At 75.2% G+C, this 16,631-nt stretch carries 5 protein-coding genes; all 5 read right to left on the minus strand.

Annotated features, from left to right (window positions below):
* Positions 1–65 precede the first annotated feature (65 nt).
* The 5 genes from BGK67_RS33915 to BGK67_RS33935 are packed head-to-tail and all read right to left on the minus strand — an operon-like array spanning position 66 to position 16,554.
* The gene (locus BGK67_RS33915) at positions 66–1,364 is read right to left on the minus strand and encodes a cytochrome P450 (RefSeq protein WP_069924397.1); all 1,299 of its coding nucleotides are present in this window, start codon (positions 1,362–1,364) and stop codon (positions 66–68) included.
* Positions 1,365–1,379: 15 nt separating this feature from the next.
* The gene (locus BGK67_RS33920) at positions 1,380–2,237 is read right to left on the minus strand and encodes an alpha/beta fold hydrolase (protein ID WP_069924398.1); all 858 of its coding nucleotides are present in this window, start codon (positions 2,235–2,237) and stop codon (positions 1,380–1,382) included.
* Positions 2,230–13,956, minus strand: a complete 11,727-nt coding sequence (locus BGK67_RS33925) for a hybrid non-ribosomal peptide synthetase/type I polyketide synthase (RefSeq protein WP_069924399.1) — start codon at positions 13,954–13,956, stop codon at positions 2,230–2,232. Before BGK67_RS33925 ends, BGK67_RS33920 begins: the two co-directional genes overlap by 8 nt.
* 60 nt (positions 13,957–14,016) lie before the next feature.
* A complete protein-coding gene (locus BGK67_RS40550; RefSeq protein ID WP_244291549.1) occupies positions 14,017–16,278 on the minus strand; it encodes an HAD-IIIC family phosphatase in 2,262 nt (753 codons plus the stop codon).
* Between the two features lie 21 nt (positions 16,279–16,299).
* Positions 16,300–16,554: an acyl carrier protein gene (locus BGK67_RS33935; protein WP_069924400.1), complete on the minus strand. Its 255-nt coding sequence runs from the start codon at positions 16,552–16,554 to the stop codon at positions 16,300–16,302.
* Positions 16,555–16,631 lie beyond the last annotated feature (77 nt).

The raw sequence follows: 16,631 nt of genomic DNA on the forward strand, positions 1-16,631 counted from the left end.
GAATTCCCGGAGGGAGGCCGGTACCGGCCGCGGCTGCGGTGCTGAATTCTCGGACATTGGGTGTTTCACCGTTCCTTGCGTCGTACGACAAGCCGCTTGATTTCCGCGGCCTGGAGGTGGAGCACACCGAACTCGGGCTTGCGCACGAGTTCCAGCTCCGGGAGCAGCGGCAGCACGGCGCGCAGGACGGCCCGCAGCTCCAACCGGGCCAGGTGGTGGCCCAGGCAGACGTGCTCGCCGTGTCCGCCGAACGCGATCTGGTCGCTCGCGTCGCGGGTGACGTCGAAGCGGTACGGGTCCTCGAAGACCGCCTCGTCACGGTTGGCCGCCGGATACCACATCGCGACCGTCTCGCCCTTGCGGATGAGCTTGCCGCCGATCTCGGTGTCCTGGGTGGCGGTGCGCACGAAGTTCACCGCGATCGACGTCCAGCGCAGGATCTCCTCGACGGCACCGTCGATCAGCGACGGGTCCTCGATGAGCTTGTGCACCTGGTCCGGGTGCTCCAGGAGGGCCTGGATGCCGCCGGTCGTCGCGTTGCGGGTGGTGCCGATGCCCGCGACCAGCAGGTTGAAGATGGTGTAGAGGATCTCGTGGAAGGACAGCGCCTCCCCCTCGATGCGCGCCCTGGCGAGGCGGCTGAGCACGTCCGTGCCGGTGCCGTCGATCTCGGCCATGCGCTGCTGGACCAGGCCCGCCACATAGCCGTTGAGGGCGCCCATGTTGCGGGCGAAGGCGGCCTCGGCGTCCTCGCCGTCCCGCTGGTTGTCGGGGTCGCCGGGCGCCGTGGTGCCCTCGGTCCACTCGAAGATGTCGTCCCAGTCCTTCAGGGGCGCCCCGACCAGTTCGCAGATCGCCGCGACGGGCAGCCGCGCGGACAGGCTCTTGGCCACGTCGGCGGTGCTGCCGTCCTCGTCGAGCAGGCGGGTGAACGCCTGCGCGTACTCGGCGGCCAGCTCGTGGAACCGCTCCTCCAGCTCCTTGATCGCCTTGGGGGTGAAGCAGGGCGCCATGACCTGGCGCAGGTGGCGGTGGCGCGGCGCGTCCATGTACGACAGGGCCGGCGGCATGTCCGGGGCGTGCCCGAACATCTCGGCCCGCGCCTCCAGCTGGGCCTCGAACATCTCCACCGCTTCGGGGGTGTCCAGGGTGACGCGCTGGGCGCTGGAGAAGAGCTTCGGGTTGCGCGAGACGTACGCGACGTCCTCGTGCCGGGTCAGCACCCAGAACGGCTCGAAGCCGGGGCGCCGGTACCAGAACACCGGCTCCTCGCGGCGCAGCAGGTCGAACTCCGCGTACGGGTAGCCGCCCTTCGCGGCGTACGCGGCCTCATCGGTGATGTCGAGGGTGTCGAGAGTCAGCATGGCGGTACGTCTCCTTCAGCGTGCGGTGGTCTCGAGGAGGAAGGAGACGACCGCCGCGAGGGTCTCCGTCCGGCGGTCGGCGGTGTCGGCGGCGCCGTCGAGCAGGCGGGCGCCGGGCACGTCGGCGGCGAGCCGCTTGGCGAGCGCGGCGGGGGCCGGCGTGCTGTCGCCGGGCAGCACCAGCAGCGGCGCGGGGAACGTCGTCATCCACTCCTCCGGTACGGAGAAGTAGGCGGAGCCCTGCGGCCAGACGCCGTCGCGGAACCGGACGACGCGCACGATGTAGCGCTCCCGGCGCAGGGTGCGGATCTCCTCGCGGAAGGCGGGCGAGCCCTCGAGCCCGCGGGCGTACGGTCCGGCGCCGGGCCGGGCCGCGAAGCCGCCGCCCCGGCCGGCCTCCTCGATCACGCCGTCGACGCCTTCGGCGCGGGCCAGGCGCATCGGCTCGTCGAAGGTCGCCAGGAAGTCGCCGAGGCCGTTGCCCTCGGCGAGCCCGACGGGCGCGTGGGCGACGACGGACGCGACCCGGTCCGGGGCGTCCTGGACCAGCCGCCAGGCCTGGGCGGTGCCGGCGCCGGAAGCGGCGATGTGGGCGCGCTCGACCCCGAGTTCGTCGAGCACGGCCAGCAGGTCGGCGGCGGTGCGGCCGTAGCAGAAGGGCTCCGCGGGGCCGGTGCTGGCGCCCTGGTGGCGGGGGTCGACGGTGATCACCTGGAACCGCCCGGCGAGGGCGTCGGCAATCTCGGTGAAGGCGGCCCGCTCGGTGTCGCACTGGCCGGGGAGCTCGCCGGGGCCGATGAGCAGGACGGGGAGGCCGGTGCCGCGCACCTCGTAGTGGATCCGCGCCCCGTCCGGGCGCACGGTCTCAGGCATGGTTCTCCTCCAGGCTGGTGGCGATCGTGGCGATCGCGTTCATGAGTTCGGCCGCCATGGCCTCGGGGTTGGTGATCGGCGCGGCGTGGGAGCCCTCGATGGCGCGGGGCACGTAGAGGGCGCCGGCCAGCTCGCGCCACACCTCCATGGACCCTTCGGGCAGCACCGGGTCGGCGGTCCCGGACACCGCGAACAGCGGTACGCCCAGGGCCGGGCGGTCGGTGCCGCGCAGCACCGCCCGGTGGTTCTCGGCCAGGACGGTGTCGGTGCGCAGCCGCTGGACGTATTCGGCGAGCAGCTCCTCGCTGGCGAGGACCTCGTCGGGCAGCAGCCCCTCCAGGAGGGCCGCCAGTTCGCGCGGGTCGGCGCCGTCCAGGTCCCCGGTGAGCTCGCCGAGCCGGTCGAGGCCGGGGGTGAGCGGGGCCAGCGGGGGCAGCGCGCAGGCCGCGACGAGGGCGAGGGGCGGTACGGCGGGCCGGTGGGCGAGCCGGTGCGCGACCTCCCAGGCCAGCCAGGAGCCCTGGCTGTGGCCGTACAGGACGACGGGCGGCGCGCCCGGGGCGAGCCGGCCGGCGAGGGCGGCGACGACCTGGTCGGCGAGGGCCATCATGTCGGTGACGGGGGCCTCGTCGGAGCGGCCCTCGCGGCCCGGCAGCTGCACGCCGAGGAGTTCGACGTCGTCGGGCAGGTGGCGCACCAGCGGCACGTGGCCGCCGGTGGTGCCGCCCATGCCGGCGACGCAGACGATCCGGGCCCGCGGGTTCTCGGCCGGCTTGAGGACGCGCAGCCAGGGGTTGTCCTGGCCGCGGCCCGCCGCCGGGGGCTGGGGCGCGCTGCCCTCGGGGGCGAGTGCGGCGCCGAGGTGGGCGGCGATGCCCTCGCAGGTGGCGTGGCGCAGGATCGCCTCGGTGGTGACGGCGAGGCCGGTGCGGCGGGTCAGTTCGCCCCGGACCTTCACCGCCATCAGCGAGTCCAGGCCCAGCTGCTGGAGCGGCCGGTCCGCGTCCAGCTCCGCCTCGGCCAGGCCGAGGACGGGGGCGACCTCGCCCTTGACCAGGGCCGTCAGCGCGGCCAGGCGCTCCTCGGGGCCCTGTCCGGCCAGGGCCGTGCGCAGTTGCGCTCCGGCCGCGGCGTCCGGGGCCTGCTCGGCCTGCGGTTCGCGGGCTTCGGGCAGGGTGTCGAGCAGCGGGCGCGGCCGGGCCGCCCGGTAGGCGGGGGCGAACGCCGTCCAGTCGATGTCGGCGACGCCGAGCGCCGTGAGGTCCGCGCCGAGGGCGATGTCGAGGGCGTCCAGGGCGAGTTCGGGTGCCATGGTGCGCAGGCCGCGGGAGCGGGCGGCCCGCTCGGCCTCGGCGGTGACCATGCCGCCGCCGGCCCAGCCGCCCCAGTGCAGGACGGTGGCGGTGAGCCCCCGGGCCCTGCGGTGGCGGGCGAGCGCGTCGAGCGCGGTGTTGGCGGCCGCGTACGCGGCCTGCCCGGCGCCGCCCCACAGGCTGGCGCCGCTGCCGTAGAGCACGAACGCGTCGAGCTCGCGGCCCGCGAGGGCCTCGTGCAGGTGCCAGGCGCCGTGCACCTTGGCCGCGTTCTCCTCGGCGGCGGCCTCGGGGGTGAGGCCGGTGAGGGCGGCCGGGCGGGACAGGCCCGCCAGGTGGGCGACGGTCCGCAGCGGGCGCCGCGGGTCGCCGGTGCGGGCGAGCAGCGCGTCGACCTGCCCGCGGTCGCCGACGTCGGCCTGCTCCAGGGTGAGTTCGACGCCCAGGGCGGCGAGCTCGGTGCGCAGCAGCTCCGTCTCGGGGGCGGCCCCGGCGCGGCGGGAGGCCAGCACGATGTGCTCGGCTCCGCGTGCCGCGAGCCGCCGGGCCAGGTGCAGGCCGAGGGCTCCCTGGCCGCCGGTGATCAGCGCGGTGCCGTGGGTGGACCACGACTTGGCGTGCTGCGGGCCGGCCGTGTGCGGGGCGGTGCGCCGCAGGCGGCGTACGTGGCGGCCGTCGGCGCGCAGCGCCACCTGGTCCTCGTGGTCGCCTGCGGCGAGGCAGGCCACCAGGGCGCCGGCCCAGCCCGGGTGGGGCTGCGCCGGCAGGTCGACGGTGCCGCCCCAGCGCAGCGGGTCCTCCAGGGCGGCGACCCGGCCGAGGCCGGTGACCAGCGCCTGGAGCGGGGCGGCGGGGCCGGCGCCGTCGGTGTCGGCCGCGCCGCGGGTCAGCGCCCACAGCGGGGCGCTGACGCCGAGGTCGCCGAGCGCCTGGAGCAGGGTGAGGGTGGTGGCGAAGCCCGCCGTGGAGCCGGAACCGTCCGGCGTGCCGTCGAGGGAGCCCAGGGTGAGGACCGCGGCGGGCGGCTCGGGCAGGGCGGCCAGGGCGGCGCCGAGCGCGGCCCGGTCGGCGCCGGCCTCGACGCGGTACGGGGTGGCTCCCGCGGCGCGCAGGGCGTCCTCGACCGCGTCGGCCGTCCCGGCTTCGGCCTCGGTGGTCACCAGCGCCCAGGCTCCGGTCAGGGCGGCCCGGCCGGCGGGCGCCGGGGACAGCTCCCAGGCGTCCTCGTACAGCCAGCCCGCGACGGTCTCGCGGGACTCCTGGCCCTGCCACCAGGCGGACAGCAGCGGGAGCAGTTCCCCGATGCCCTCCCGGAGGCGTTCGGGCGCGTCGAGCAGCTCGGCCAGCCGGGCCGGGCCCTCCTCTCCGACCGCTTCCCAGAAGGCCTGGTCGGCGGCGGCGCGGGGGGCCGCTTCGGGCCGCGGCGGGTCGATCCAGTAGGAGCGGCGCTGGAAGGCGTACGAGGGCAGTTCGGCGACCCGGGCTGCGCCGGCGCCGGCCCAGATCCGCTCCCAGGGCACCCGGTGGCCGTGGGTGTGCAGTTCGCCGAGGGCGCGCAGGAGTTCGGAGCGGTCGCCGTGGCCGCGCCGCAGGGTGCCGGCCACCAGGGCACCGGCGCTGCCCTCGGTGAGCGGCATGGCGAGCACGGGGTGCGGGCTGATCTCGATGAACACATCGTGGCCGGTGGCGATCAGCTGCTGCTGGACGAGGTCGAGGCGGACGGGTTCGCGCAGGTTGCGGCACCAGTAGGCGGCGCCGAGCTCGCGGCCGTCGAGGAGGGTGCCGGTGACGGTGGAGTAGAACGGCAGCCGGCCGGCGGCGGGGGCCAGGTCCGCGAGGTCGGCCTCGAGGCCGGGGAGCAGGGCGTCCATCCAGTGGCTGTGCGAGGCGACGGGCGCCTCCAGCTTGCCGCAGACGACGTCCTCGTCGTCGAGGGCGAACAGCAGGTCCTCGATGGCGTCGGCGTCGCCCGACAGGGCGACGGAGGTGGGGGTGTTGACGGCGGCGACGGAGACGGCGTCCCCGTAGGGCGCGATCCGCTCCCGGACCTGCTCCAGCGGGAGTTCGACGACGGCCATGGCACCGACCCCGGCGACCGCCTGGAGGGCGCGGCTGCGGACGGCCATGATCCGGGCGCCCTCTTCCAGGGTGAGCGCGCCGGCCACGACGGCGGCGGCGACCTCGCCCTGGCTGTGCCCGGTCACGGCGTCGGGCTCGATGCCCAGTTCGCGCCAGGCGGCGGCGAGGGCGACGTACATGGTGAACATGACGGGCTGTACGACGTCCAGGCGGCGGGCGGAGAGCTCGGGACCGCCGCCGGCGCGCAGCACGTCGGTGACCGACCAGCCGAGCTGCGGCGCGAGGAGCGCGTCGCAGTCGCGGACGGTCTGCGCGAAGGCGGGTGACTGCTCGAGCAGCACGGCGCCCATGCCGTCCCACTGGCTGCCCTGGCCGGGGAAGACGAAGACGGTGCGGCCGCGGCCGCGGGCGGTGGCCCGGCCGACGCCGGCGTGCGAACGGTCCTCGGCGAGGGCGCGCAGCGCGGCGGCGGCCTCGTCGGCGGTGGCGGCGGTGACCAGCGCGCGGTGGGCGAAGTGGGTGCGGCGCAGGGCCGCGGTGCGGGCGACGTCCGCGAGCGGGACCTGCCGGTGCTCCTCCAGCCAGTCGGCCCAGCGGCCGGCCTGCTCACGCAGGGCGGCGTCGGTGCGGGCGGACAGGACCACCGGGACGGCCCCGGCCGGGTGCTCCTGCGGGGCGGGGGCGGTGTCGGGTGCCTGTTCGAGGACGACGTGGGCGTTGGTGCCGCCGATCCCGAAGGAGGAGACGCCGGCGCGGCGCGGTCCGTCCTCGTGCCAGGGCTTGGTCTCGGTGTTGACGTAGAAGAGGTTCGGGTCGAGGCCCATCTCCGGGTTCGGGTGCTCGTAGTTGAGGCTGGGCACCAGCTCGCCGTGGTGCACGGCCAGCGCGGCCTTGATGAGCCCGGCGATGCCGGCGGTGGCGTCCGCGTGGCCGATGTTGGTCTTCACCGAGCCGATCGCGCAGGGCTCGGCGCGCTCGGCGGAGCCGAAGACCTGCTGGAGGGCCTGGACCTCGATGGGGTCGCCCAGCGAGGTGGCGGTGCCGTGCGCCTCGATGAAGCCGACGCTGTCCGGGGTGACCCCCGCCGACGCCTGGGCCTCGGCGATCACGTACGCCTGTCCCTGGACGCTCGGCGCGGTGAAGCCGGCCTTGGCGGCGCCGTCGTTGTTGACGGCGCTGCCGCGCAGTACGGCGTACACGGTGTCCCCGGCCTCGACGGCGTCGGACAGCCGGCGCAGGACGAGCATGCCGACGCCGCTGCCGAAGACGGTGCCCGCGCCCTTCTCGTCGAAGGCGCGGCACTTGCCGTCCGGGGAGACGACCAGGCCCGGCTGGTGGACGAAGCCGCGCTTGAGCGGGATCGTCAGCGAGGAGGCGCCGACCAGGGCGACGTCGGACTCGCCGCGCAGCAGGCTCTCGCGGGCCAGGTGGGCGGCGACCAGGCCGGTGGAGCAGGCGGTCTGGACGGAGAGGGCGGGTCCGCGCAGGTCGAGCTTGTGGGCGACGCGGGTGGCCAGGTAGTCGTTCTTGTTGCCGATCATCGAGCGGTAGAAGGAGGACAGGTCGCCCGAGGCGTCCTGGTGGTAGCCGCCGAAGCCGGTGCCGCCGAAGACGGCCACGTTGCCGTCGAACGCCGCCGGCACGATGCCGGCGTGTTCCAGGGCCTGCCAGGCGGCTTCCAGGAAGAGCCGGTGCTGGGGGTCCATGACCTCGGCCTCGGCGGGCGAGTAGTCGAAGAAGGCCGCGTCGAAGAGGTCGGCGCCGTCGATCAGGCCCCGCGAGCGGACGTAGGCCGGGTCGGCCAGCTCCTCCTCGGTGGCGCCGGCGGCGCGCAGTTCCTCGTCGGTGAAGTGGGTGATCGACTCGACGCCGCCGCGCAGGTTGCGCCAGAAGGTGTCGAGGTCGGGCGCGCCGGGCAGCTTGCAGGCCATGCCGACGATGGCGACGGCGTCCTCGCCGGAGCGTTCGCGGCGGGCCGCGGACTCCAGGCGGTCGGGAGCGGCGTGCGAGCCGTCCCGCAGGTACGCGGTGAGCCGGCGGACGGTCGGGTAGCGGAAGAGGGTGGAGAGCGGGAACTCCCGGCCCAGACCCGCGCAGATGAGCTTGTGGGCTTCCAGTGCGGTCATGGAGTTGGCGCCGAGGTCGAAGATCCCCTTGTCGGGGTCGACGACGGGGATGCCGAGCACGTCGGCCCAGGCGCCGGACACCAGGGACTCGATGCCGCCCTCGCCCGCGGACTCCCGCCCGCCGCCCGCGCGTGCGGCCGCGGCGGCCGGGGCCGGGGCCGGCGCGTCCAGGCGCAGCAGGGCGCCCCGGTCGACCTTCTTGTTGGGCGTGTGCGGCAGTTCGGGGAGGTGGACCAGCCGCGAGGGGACCATGTAGGCCGGCAGCCGTCCGGCGAGCGCGGCCAGCAGCTCCTCGTCGGCGACGGTGCGGCCGGGGGCCGCGGTGAGGTACAGGCACAGCCGGGGGTCGCCCGGCACGTCCTCGCGGACCACCGCGGCGGCCTCGGCGACCCCGGTGTGCTCGGCGGCGACGGCCTCGATCTCGCCGAGTTCGATGCGGTGGCCGCGCAGCTTGACCTGCGCGTCGGCGCGGCCGCAGAACTCCAGGGAGCCGTCGGCCCGGTAGCGCACGACGTCCCCGGTGCGGTACATGCGGGCGCCGTTCCCGGCGAACGGGTCGGCGAGGAAGCGTTCGGCGTCGAGCTCGGGCCGGTTCAGATAGCCGCGGGCGACGGCGAGGCCGCCGATGAACAGCTCGCCGCGGGTGCCGCGCGGCACCCGCTGTCCGGCCCCGTCCAGGACGTAGAGCAGGTTGCCGTGCAGCGGCCGGCCGAGCGAGACCTCGCCCGGGACCGCGTCCCAGGCCGCCGACCACACGGTGGTCTCCGTCGGCCCGTACATGTTCATCAGGCCGCCGGGGCACAGCCGCTCCAGCTTGCGGGCCAGGCCCCGGTCCAGGGCCTCGCCGCCGACCAGCATCCGGTCCAGGCCCTGGACGAGCGAGCGGCCGTCGGCGTCGGCCAGCAGCATGCGCGCCAGGGAGGGCGTGCACTGGAGGTGGGTGGGGGCGTACGGGAGGTAGTCGGCCCAGCCGGCCGGGCCGCCCCGGCCCACGACGACCCGGTAGCCCCGGGTCAGGGTCCACAGCAGTTCCAGCGTGGAGATGTCGAAGGAGAGGCTGGTGACGGCGAGCCAGGTGTCGCCGGGGCCGCCGCCGACCCGCTCGTCCATCGCCGTGCAGAAGGTGGCGAACTGGGCGTGCTCCAGCTGGACGCCCTTGGGCAGGCCGGTGGAGCCCGAGGTGTAGATGACGTACGCGAGGTCGGACAGCCCCGGGAGCGTGCCCGGGCCGTCCGGGATGCCCTCCTGGATGCCGTCCCGGTCCGCGCTGTCCGCCAGCGCGTCGGCCAGCAGGACGGCGACGTCGTCGGCGGCGACCTCGGGCGAGCCGTCGCGGGTGGAGACCACCAGCGACAGGCCGCTGTCGCGGATCACGTGCTCCAGGCGGGCCTTGGGGTACTCCGGGTCCAGCGGGACGTACGCGCCGCCCGCGAGCCAGATCGCGAGCACCGACACCACGAGGTCCGCCGAGCGCGGCAGGTGGATGCCGACCAGCGTGCCGGGGCCGGCTCCGGCGGAGCGCAGGTGCCCGGCCATCGCCGCGGCCCGCGCCACCACCTGCGCGTAGGTCCAGGTGCGGCCGCCGTCGACCAGCGCGGGCGCGCCGGGGGTGCGGCGGGCCTGGGCCAGGATCCGCTCCAGGGCGGTGGGGCCGGCGGCCTCGCCGGCCACCCGGCCGCCGTGCTCCTCCAGCCAGGCCAGCTCGTCGCCGGAGATCAGCTCCAGGGCGCCGATGGGGCGGGAGGGATCGGCGACGGCCGCTTCCAGCAGGGTCCGGAAGTTGTCCGCGAGGCGGGCGGCCGCCTCGGCGCCGAGGACGCCGGGCAGGAACTCCACCTCGCCCGCCAGTCCTTCGCCGGCGGGGGCGAGGGTCAGGCCGACGGCCGACTTGGCCACCCCGCGCGGTCCGCCGCCGACGGCGGCGTCCGCGGACGGCACCCAGGCGCCGCGTCCCTCGCCGAACGCGGGCAGAGTGCTCGCCCGGTAGTTGAAGACGGCGCCGAACAGCGGGTTGTCCTCGCCGGTGCGCTCGCCGCCGACGGCCTTGACGAGCTCGGTCAGCGGCAGGTCCTGGTGCTCCATCAGTTCCAGGACCCGCGGCGCGGTCTGCGCCAGGACCTGCTCGAAGCTGGGGTTGCCGGTCAGCTCGCAGCGCAGCGGCAGGGTGGTGACGAGGAAGCCGAGCAGGCCCTCGGTGCCGGCCAGCTGGCGGTTGGCCCAGACGGTGCCCAGGCCGAAGTCGTACGCGCCGGTGGTGCGGGCCAGCAGCACCGCGAAGGCGCTCGCGTACACGGTGTAGGGGGTGACCCCGGTGCGGGTGGCCAGCTCCTCCACCCGGGTGCGCAGTGCGGCGGGGAGAGTGAATCCGGTGGTGCCGCCCTCGCTCGCGCCGTCGGCGGCGGGCAGTTCGAGGCGGCCCATGCCGGTCAGCCGCTCGCCGATCACGCGCAGGCCCCGGGCGAAGTGGCCCTCCTCCAGGGCGCGCTGCTCCCAGGCGGCGAAGTCGCCGAGCTGGAAGGCGGGTTCGGGGGCCTCGGGGGCGCCGCCGCCCGCGTAGGCGGTGTAGGCGGCGTACAGCTCCTGCGTGAAGACGGACAGGGACCAGCCGTCGGTGACGGCGTGGTGCAGGAAGACGCCGATCAGCTGGCCGCCGTCGTGGGTGTCGGCGAGCAGGCAGCGCAGCAGGCCGGGGCCGTCGAGCGGCATCGGCCGGCGCTCCTCCTCGCGCACCCGGGCGTCGAGCTCCGCCGCGTCGAGGTGGCTGAGGTCCTCGTGGCTGAACTGCGGCTCCGCCTCGGCCCGGACGATCTGGACCAGGGCGCCGTCGCGGGTGGCCAGCGAGGTGCGCAGCGCCTCGTGGCGGGCGGTCACCCAGGTCAGGGCGGAGCGCAGCGCGGCGGGGTCGAGCCGCTCCTCGGTGCGCAGCACCAGGGGGGTGTGGTACTCGGCGCTGCCGGGGCGCAGCTGCTCGAGGAACCACAGCCGGCGCTGGCCGTCGGTCGCCGGATGCGCGCCGCGCCCCTCGGAGCGCTCCAGGGCCGTGGTGGGCGCGCTCTCCAGTGCGCCGAGGGCGTGCGCGAGCAGGTGGCCGGCGATGTCCCGCGCGGTGGGGTGCTGGAAGGCGAGGTTCGCGGGCAGGGTGGTGGTGGTCAGCTCGGTCAGCCGGTTGCGCAGCTGGAGCGCCATGATCGAGTCGAGGCCGAGTTCCTGGAGCCGCTTCTGGACCGGTACCGGCTCGGTGGCGCCGAGGACGGCGGCGGCCTCTCGCCGCACGAGGTCGGTGAGGGCCTCCAGGCGTTCACCCTCGCCGAGGGCGGCGAGGCGGGCGCGCAGGGCGGCCGGGCCGGTGGCGTCCTCCGCCGCGCCGTCCTGGGCGGCGCGCCCGAGGGCGGCGATCTCGGCCTCGTCGAGGCGCCGGTAGCCGGGGACGTCGGTCCAGTAGGGCTTGCGCTGGAAGGCGTACGTGGGCAGTTCCGCGAGCCGGGCCGCGGAGCCGTCGGCCGGGGCGAACACCCGTGTCCAGTCGACCTCGTAGCCCTGGGTGTGCAGGGCGCCCAGCGAGCGCAGCAGCTGGTCGAGGCCGCCCTGGTCGCGGCGCAGGCTGCCGACGACGGCTCCGTCGCTGTCGGCGGTGGCGCTGGTCAGGGGCATCCCGAGGACGGGGTGCGGGGATATCTCGACGAAGACGCCGTGGCCGTCGGCGACGAGCCGCGCCAGGGCGAGGTCCATGCGGACGGTCTCGCGGACGTTGCGGCACCAGTAGGCGCCGTCGAGGCCGGTCCCCTCGACGACGGCGCCGGTGACCGTCGAGTAGAACGGCACGGTCGCCGCGCCGGGGCGCAGGTCGGCGAGCTGTTCGGCGAGCCAGGGCAGCATCGGGTCGATGTGCGCGCTGTGGCCGGCGGTGTCGGACTGGATGCGGCGGCAGAAGACGTCGCCGCCTTCGAGCTCGGCCAGCAGCCGTTCCACGGCGTCCACGTCGCCGGAGACCACGGTGGAGCCGGCGGTGTTGACGACGGCCACCGACAGGGCGGCCCCGTACGGCTCGATGAGCTCGCGGGTGCGCGCCACGGGCAGCTCGACCAGGGCCATGGCCCCGCGGCCGCTGCACTCGCGCAGCTGGCCCTGCGAGCGCAGCGCGGTCAGCCGGGCGCCGTCGGCGAGGGTGAGGGCGCCGCTGACGACGGCGGCGGGGACCTCGCCCTGGCTGGAGCCCACCACGGCGGCCGGCTCGACGCCGAGCGAGCGCCAGACGGCGACCAGGCCGATCATCACGGCGAACAGGGCGGGCTGGAGCACGTCGATGCGCTCCAGGGTGAGTTCGGGATCGGCCTCGCCGCGCAGGAAGGACGTGACAGACCAGCCCGTCCACGGGGCGAGGGCCCCGTCGCACTCCTGGACCGCCTCCCGGAACACCGGGCTCTGCTCCATGAGTTCGCGGCCCATGCCGAGCCACTGCGAGCCCTGGCCGGGGAAGACGAAGACCGCCTTGCCGCGCTCGCGCGCGGTCGCGGCGGTGACGGCCGGGTGCGGCAGGCCCGCGGCGAGGGCGGTGAGCGCCTCGGCGGCCTCGGCCGGTCCGGCCGCGAGGACGCTGGCGCGGGCCTCCAGCGGGGTGCGGTGCAGGGCGGCGGTGCGCAGGACGTCCGGCCAGTGGGCGCCCGGGCGGGCGGTGAGCCAGTCGGCCCAGCGGGCGGCCTGGGCGCGCAGCGCCGCCGTGTCGAAGCCGGAGACCAGCAGCGGGCGGGCCCCGGCCGGGGCCCCGGCCGGGGCGGGCTCGGCGGGGGCGGCTTCGGCACCGGTCTCGGCGGGGGCCGGGGCGGGCGCCTCTTCGACGATGACGTGGGCGTTGGTGCCGCTGATGCCGAAGGAGGAGACGCCGGCCCGGCGCACGCGCTCGCCGCGCTGCCACGGCCGCAGTTCCTGGACGAGCCGCAGGCCGCTGTTCTCCCAGGGGATCTGCGGGCTCGGCTCGGCGGCGTGCAGGGTGGGGGGCAGCGCCTCGTGGCGCAGCGCGAGGATCATCTTCATCACGCCGACGACACCGGCGGCGGCCTGGGTGTGGCCGAGGTTCGACTTGGAGGAGCCCAGCCACACCGGCCGGTCCCCGTCGCGTCCGGGGCCGAAGACCTCGGCCAGGGCGCCGGCCTCGATGGGGTCGCCGAGCGGGGTGCCGGTGCCGTGCGCGTCGATCGCGTCGATGTCGGCGGGGGTCAGGCGGCCGGAGTCGAGGGCGTCGCGGATCACCCGCTGCTGCGCCGGCCCGTTGGGGGCGGTCAGGCCCTGGCTGCGGCCGTCCTGGTTGACGGCCGAGCCGCGGATCACCGCGAGCACCGGGTCGCCGTCGCGCCGGGCCGCCGACAGCTTCTTCAGGACGAGGATGCCGACGCCCTCGGACCAGATGGCGCCGTCGGCCTGGGCGGAGAAGCTCTTGCAGCGCCCGTCGGGGGCCATCGCGCCGAGCCGGCTGGACTCCACGTACATGGCGGGCGAGCTCATCACGGTGACGCCGCCGGCCAGGGCCAGTTCGCAGTCTCCGCCGCGCAGCGCCGCGACCGCCGAGTGGATGGCGACCAGCGAGGAGGAGCAGGCGGTGTCGATGGTCAGGGCCGGGCCCTGCAGGCCGAGCGCGTAGCTGATCCGGCCGGAGACGACGCTGCCGGAGATGCCGGTGCCCTGGTAGCCGTCGAGGACCTCCAGGGGGGCGTTGCCGGTGTCGTAGTCGGAGCGCATGGCGCCCAGGTAGACGCCGGTGCGGCTGCCGGCCATCGTGTCGGGGCGCAGCCCGGCCCGCTCCAGCGCCTCCCAGGAGGCCTCCAGGACGAGCCGCTGCTGCGGGTCCATGGAGACGGCCTCGCGCCGGGAGATGCCGAAGAAGTCGGCGTCGAACTCCTCGAGCCCGTCGAGGAATCCGCCCTCCTGCGCGTAGCTCTTGCCGGTCGCGGTGGGGTCCGGGTCGTACAGGTCCAGGCCGTCCCAGCGGGCGGGCAGCGGGCCGATGGCGTCACGGCCGTCGGCCAGCAGCTCCCAGAACTCCTCGGGCGTGGTGATGCCGCCCGGCAGCCGGCAGGCCATGGCGACGACCGCCACCGGCTCGTGCCGCTCGTTCTCCAGCTCGGCGTTGCGCTGCTGCAGCTGGATCACCGCAGCCATGGCCCGCCGGAGCCGGTCCTCGTTCGCCTGGGCGCTCATCTTGGCCATCCGTCTCGTTCTGTGGCACTGCCGTCTGGGGTCTGGGGGAAGGGGGAGGGCGGAGCCGCGTCAGCTCCCGACCGTGACGTCCATGTACGGGGGGAACTCGGGGATCCGGGAGAAGTCGTTCTCCAGCACCGCGATGTCGCCCTTCTTCGCGATCTCGCGGAAGCCGGCGAACTTGTAGGTGATGTACATGGTCCGGTTGCGGTCGGTGGGCACGAACTCGGCGCGCAGCTTCGCCCCGGCCCGGTGGGCCTCGCGGATCAGGTGGCCGAGCAGGACGGATCCGACGCCGCGGGACATGACGCGGCAGGACATCAGCAGCAGCTTGACCGTCCACACGCCCTCGCCGCGCTCCACGAGCGAGAGGCCGATCTTGCCGTAGGTGCCGTACCTGTCCTCCAGGCCGGCGACCAGCAGGTCGTGGTCCGGGGAGCGGCGGAAGGCGTCCAGTTCCTCGTAGGAGTAGGTGTAGCCGGTGGCGTTGAGCTGGTTCGTACGGACCGTCAGCTCCTCGGCGCGCTGGAGGTCGCGCTCCTCGGCGGGGCCGATGGTGAAGCGCATGCCGAGCGAGGCGAGGAACTCCTCCGAGGTGCCCTCGTGGGACTCCTCGGCGGCGTTGCGCTGCGCGTCGGCCCGGTAGAGGTGGCGGCGCTCGCGGGAGTCGGCGGTGACGAACCGGGGGTGCATCTGCGGCAGGTCCGGGATGCCGGCGGCGTCGACGGCGTCGATGCAGCGCACCTGGGGGTGGGCGAAGGCGACCTCGTCGCGTTCGAAGGGCTGGTCGTCGACGAAGGCGAGCGTGTCGAGGCCGATGTTGATCGCCTTGGCGACGGCCTGCACGGACTCGGACTTGTTGCCCCAGTTGATCTGCGGGTAGAGGAAGTACTCGGCGATGCCGAACTCCTCCAGCTTGGCCATGGCCGCGGCGTGGTCGTTGCGGCTGGCGACGGAGTGCAGGATGCCGCGCTCGTCCAGGATCCGCAGGGTCTCCACCACCTCGGGGCGCAGGGTGACCTCGGCGTCCTCCAGCAGGACGCCGTCCCAGACGGTGTTGTCGAGGTCCCACACCACGCACTTGACGGTGGTCGTCTTGAGGGTGGTCGCGGTCGTCGTCTCGGTGGTCGTCTCGGTGGTCGTCGTCATCGGACACTCACTTCCACGGGCTGCGGCGGCGGGGGTGCGGCGGAACGGGGCCCTCTCCTGGAAGGCGTACTCGGCGAGGCCGACCTGGTGGAGCTGGGAGCTGCCCTCGATGACCTCCATGACCTTGGTGTCACCGAGCAGGCGCTGTACGGGGTAGTCGGGGCCGCAGCCGTTGGCGCCGTGGATCTGCACGGCGTCGGTGGCGGCTCGGGCGGCGGCGGTGGAGGCGAAGTACTTGGCCGTCGAGGTGGCGGCCAGGGCCCCGGGATCGCGGGCGTCGCGCAGCCGGCCGGCCTCCAGGCTCAGCAGCCGGGCCGCCCGGGCGGAGGTGTACATCTCGCTGATCATGCGGCGGACCAGCTGGTGCTCCCGGATGGGTACGCCGAACTGGACCCGCTCGGCCGCGTAGTCGGTGCTGGCGTCCAGGCAGGCGTCGAGGATGCCGACGCAGCCCCAGCCCACCGTGTACCGGCCGAGGTCCAGGGCCGCGCCGGTCACGTGGGAGACGCCCAGGCCCGGCCGGGCCAACAGGTTCTCGCCGGGGACGCGGCAGTGGTCGAAGTACACGTGGGCGGTCATCGAGGCGCGGATGCCGATCATGTCCTCGATCAGCTCGGTGCGCAGGCCCGGGGTGCCGCGTTCGACCAGCAGGGCGGTCGGGCCCTGCTCGCCGCGCCCGACGACGAGGAACAGGTCGGCGGTCTCGCCGTACGTGATCCACTTCTTGTGGCCGTCGAGGATCCAGTCCTCGCCGTCGCGGGTGACCCGCGTGGTGACGGCGGAGGCGTCGCTGCCGGTGCCCGGCTCGGACACGGCGAGCGCGGCGACGCGCTCCCCGCGGGCGAGCCGGGGCAGCCAGGTGTCCTTCTGGGCGCGGGTGCCCCAGCGGGCGACGGCGTGCGCCACCATCGTGTGCACGGTCAGCAGACTGCGCAGCGAGGAGCAGGCGCGGCCGAGCTCGGCCGCGAGCAGGCCGAGCGTCACCGCGTCGCTGCCGCCGCCGCCGTACTCGGCCGGGACCGGCAGCCCGAGCAGGCCCTCGTCGGCGAGCAGCCGGACGGCCTCCGGCGGGGTGCGCTGGGCCCGGTGCCAGGCGTCGGCGTACGGGGCGACACGGGTGTCGGCGAAGGCCCGGAACTCCTTCTGGGCCTGCGCCTGCTCCGCGGTGAGCGTCGTCGTCATCTGGGGTCGGCTCCGCTCGGCCTACTGGGGGACCGACGCGGCCAGCTTGCGGCTGACGAACGCGTCGAGGGCGCTGATGGAGCGGAAGTACTCCAGCTCGAGGTCCTCGTTCTCGACGGTGATGCCGAACTCGTGCTCCACGAAGGAGACGAGCTGCATCGCGAACATCGAACTGACGAAGCTCAGCTCGAAGATGTCCTGGTCGTCCTTGAGGTCCTGCACCGGGATGAAGCGGGAGAGGTACTCCGCGATCCTGGCCTTGTTGTCCGTGCTCATCTCTGTCCGTCCTGTCGTCTTCGGTACGGGGAGGGGGGCGGGCGGGGGGGGCGGGCGCGGGCGCCGCCCCCGCGGCG

The sequence above is a fragment of the Streptomyces subrutilus genome (assembly GCF_001746425.1).
Taxonomy (GTDB): domain Bacteria; phylum Actinomycetota; class Actinomycetes; order Streptomycetales; family Streptomycetaceae; genus Streptomyces; species Streptomyces subrutilus_A.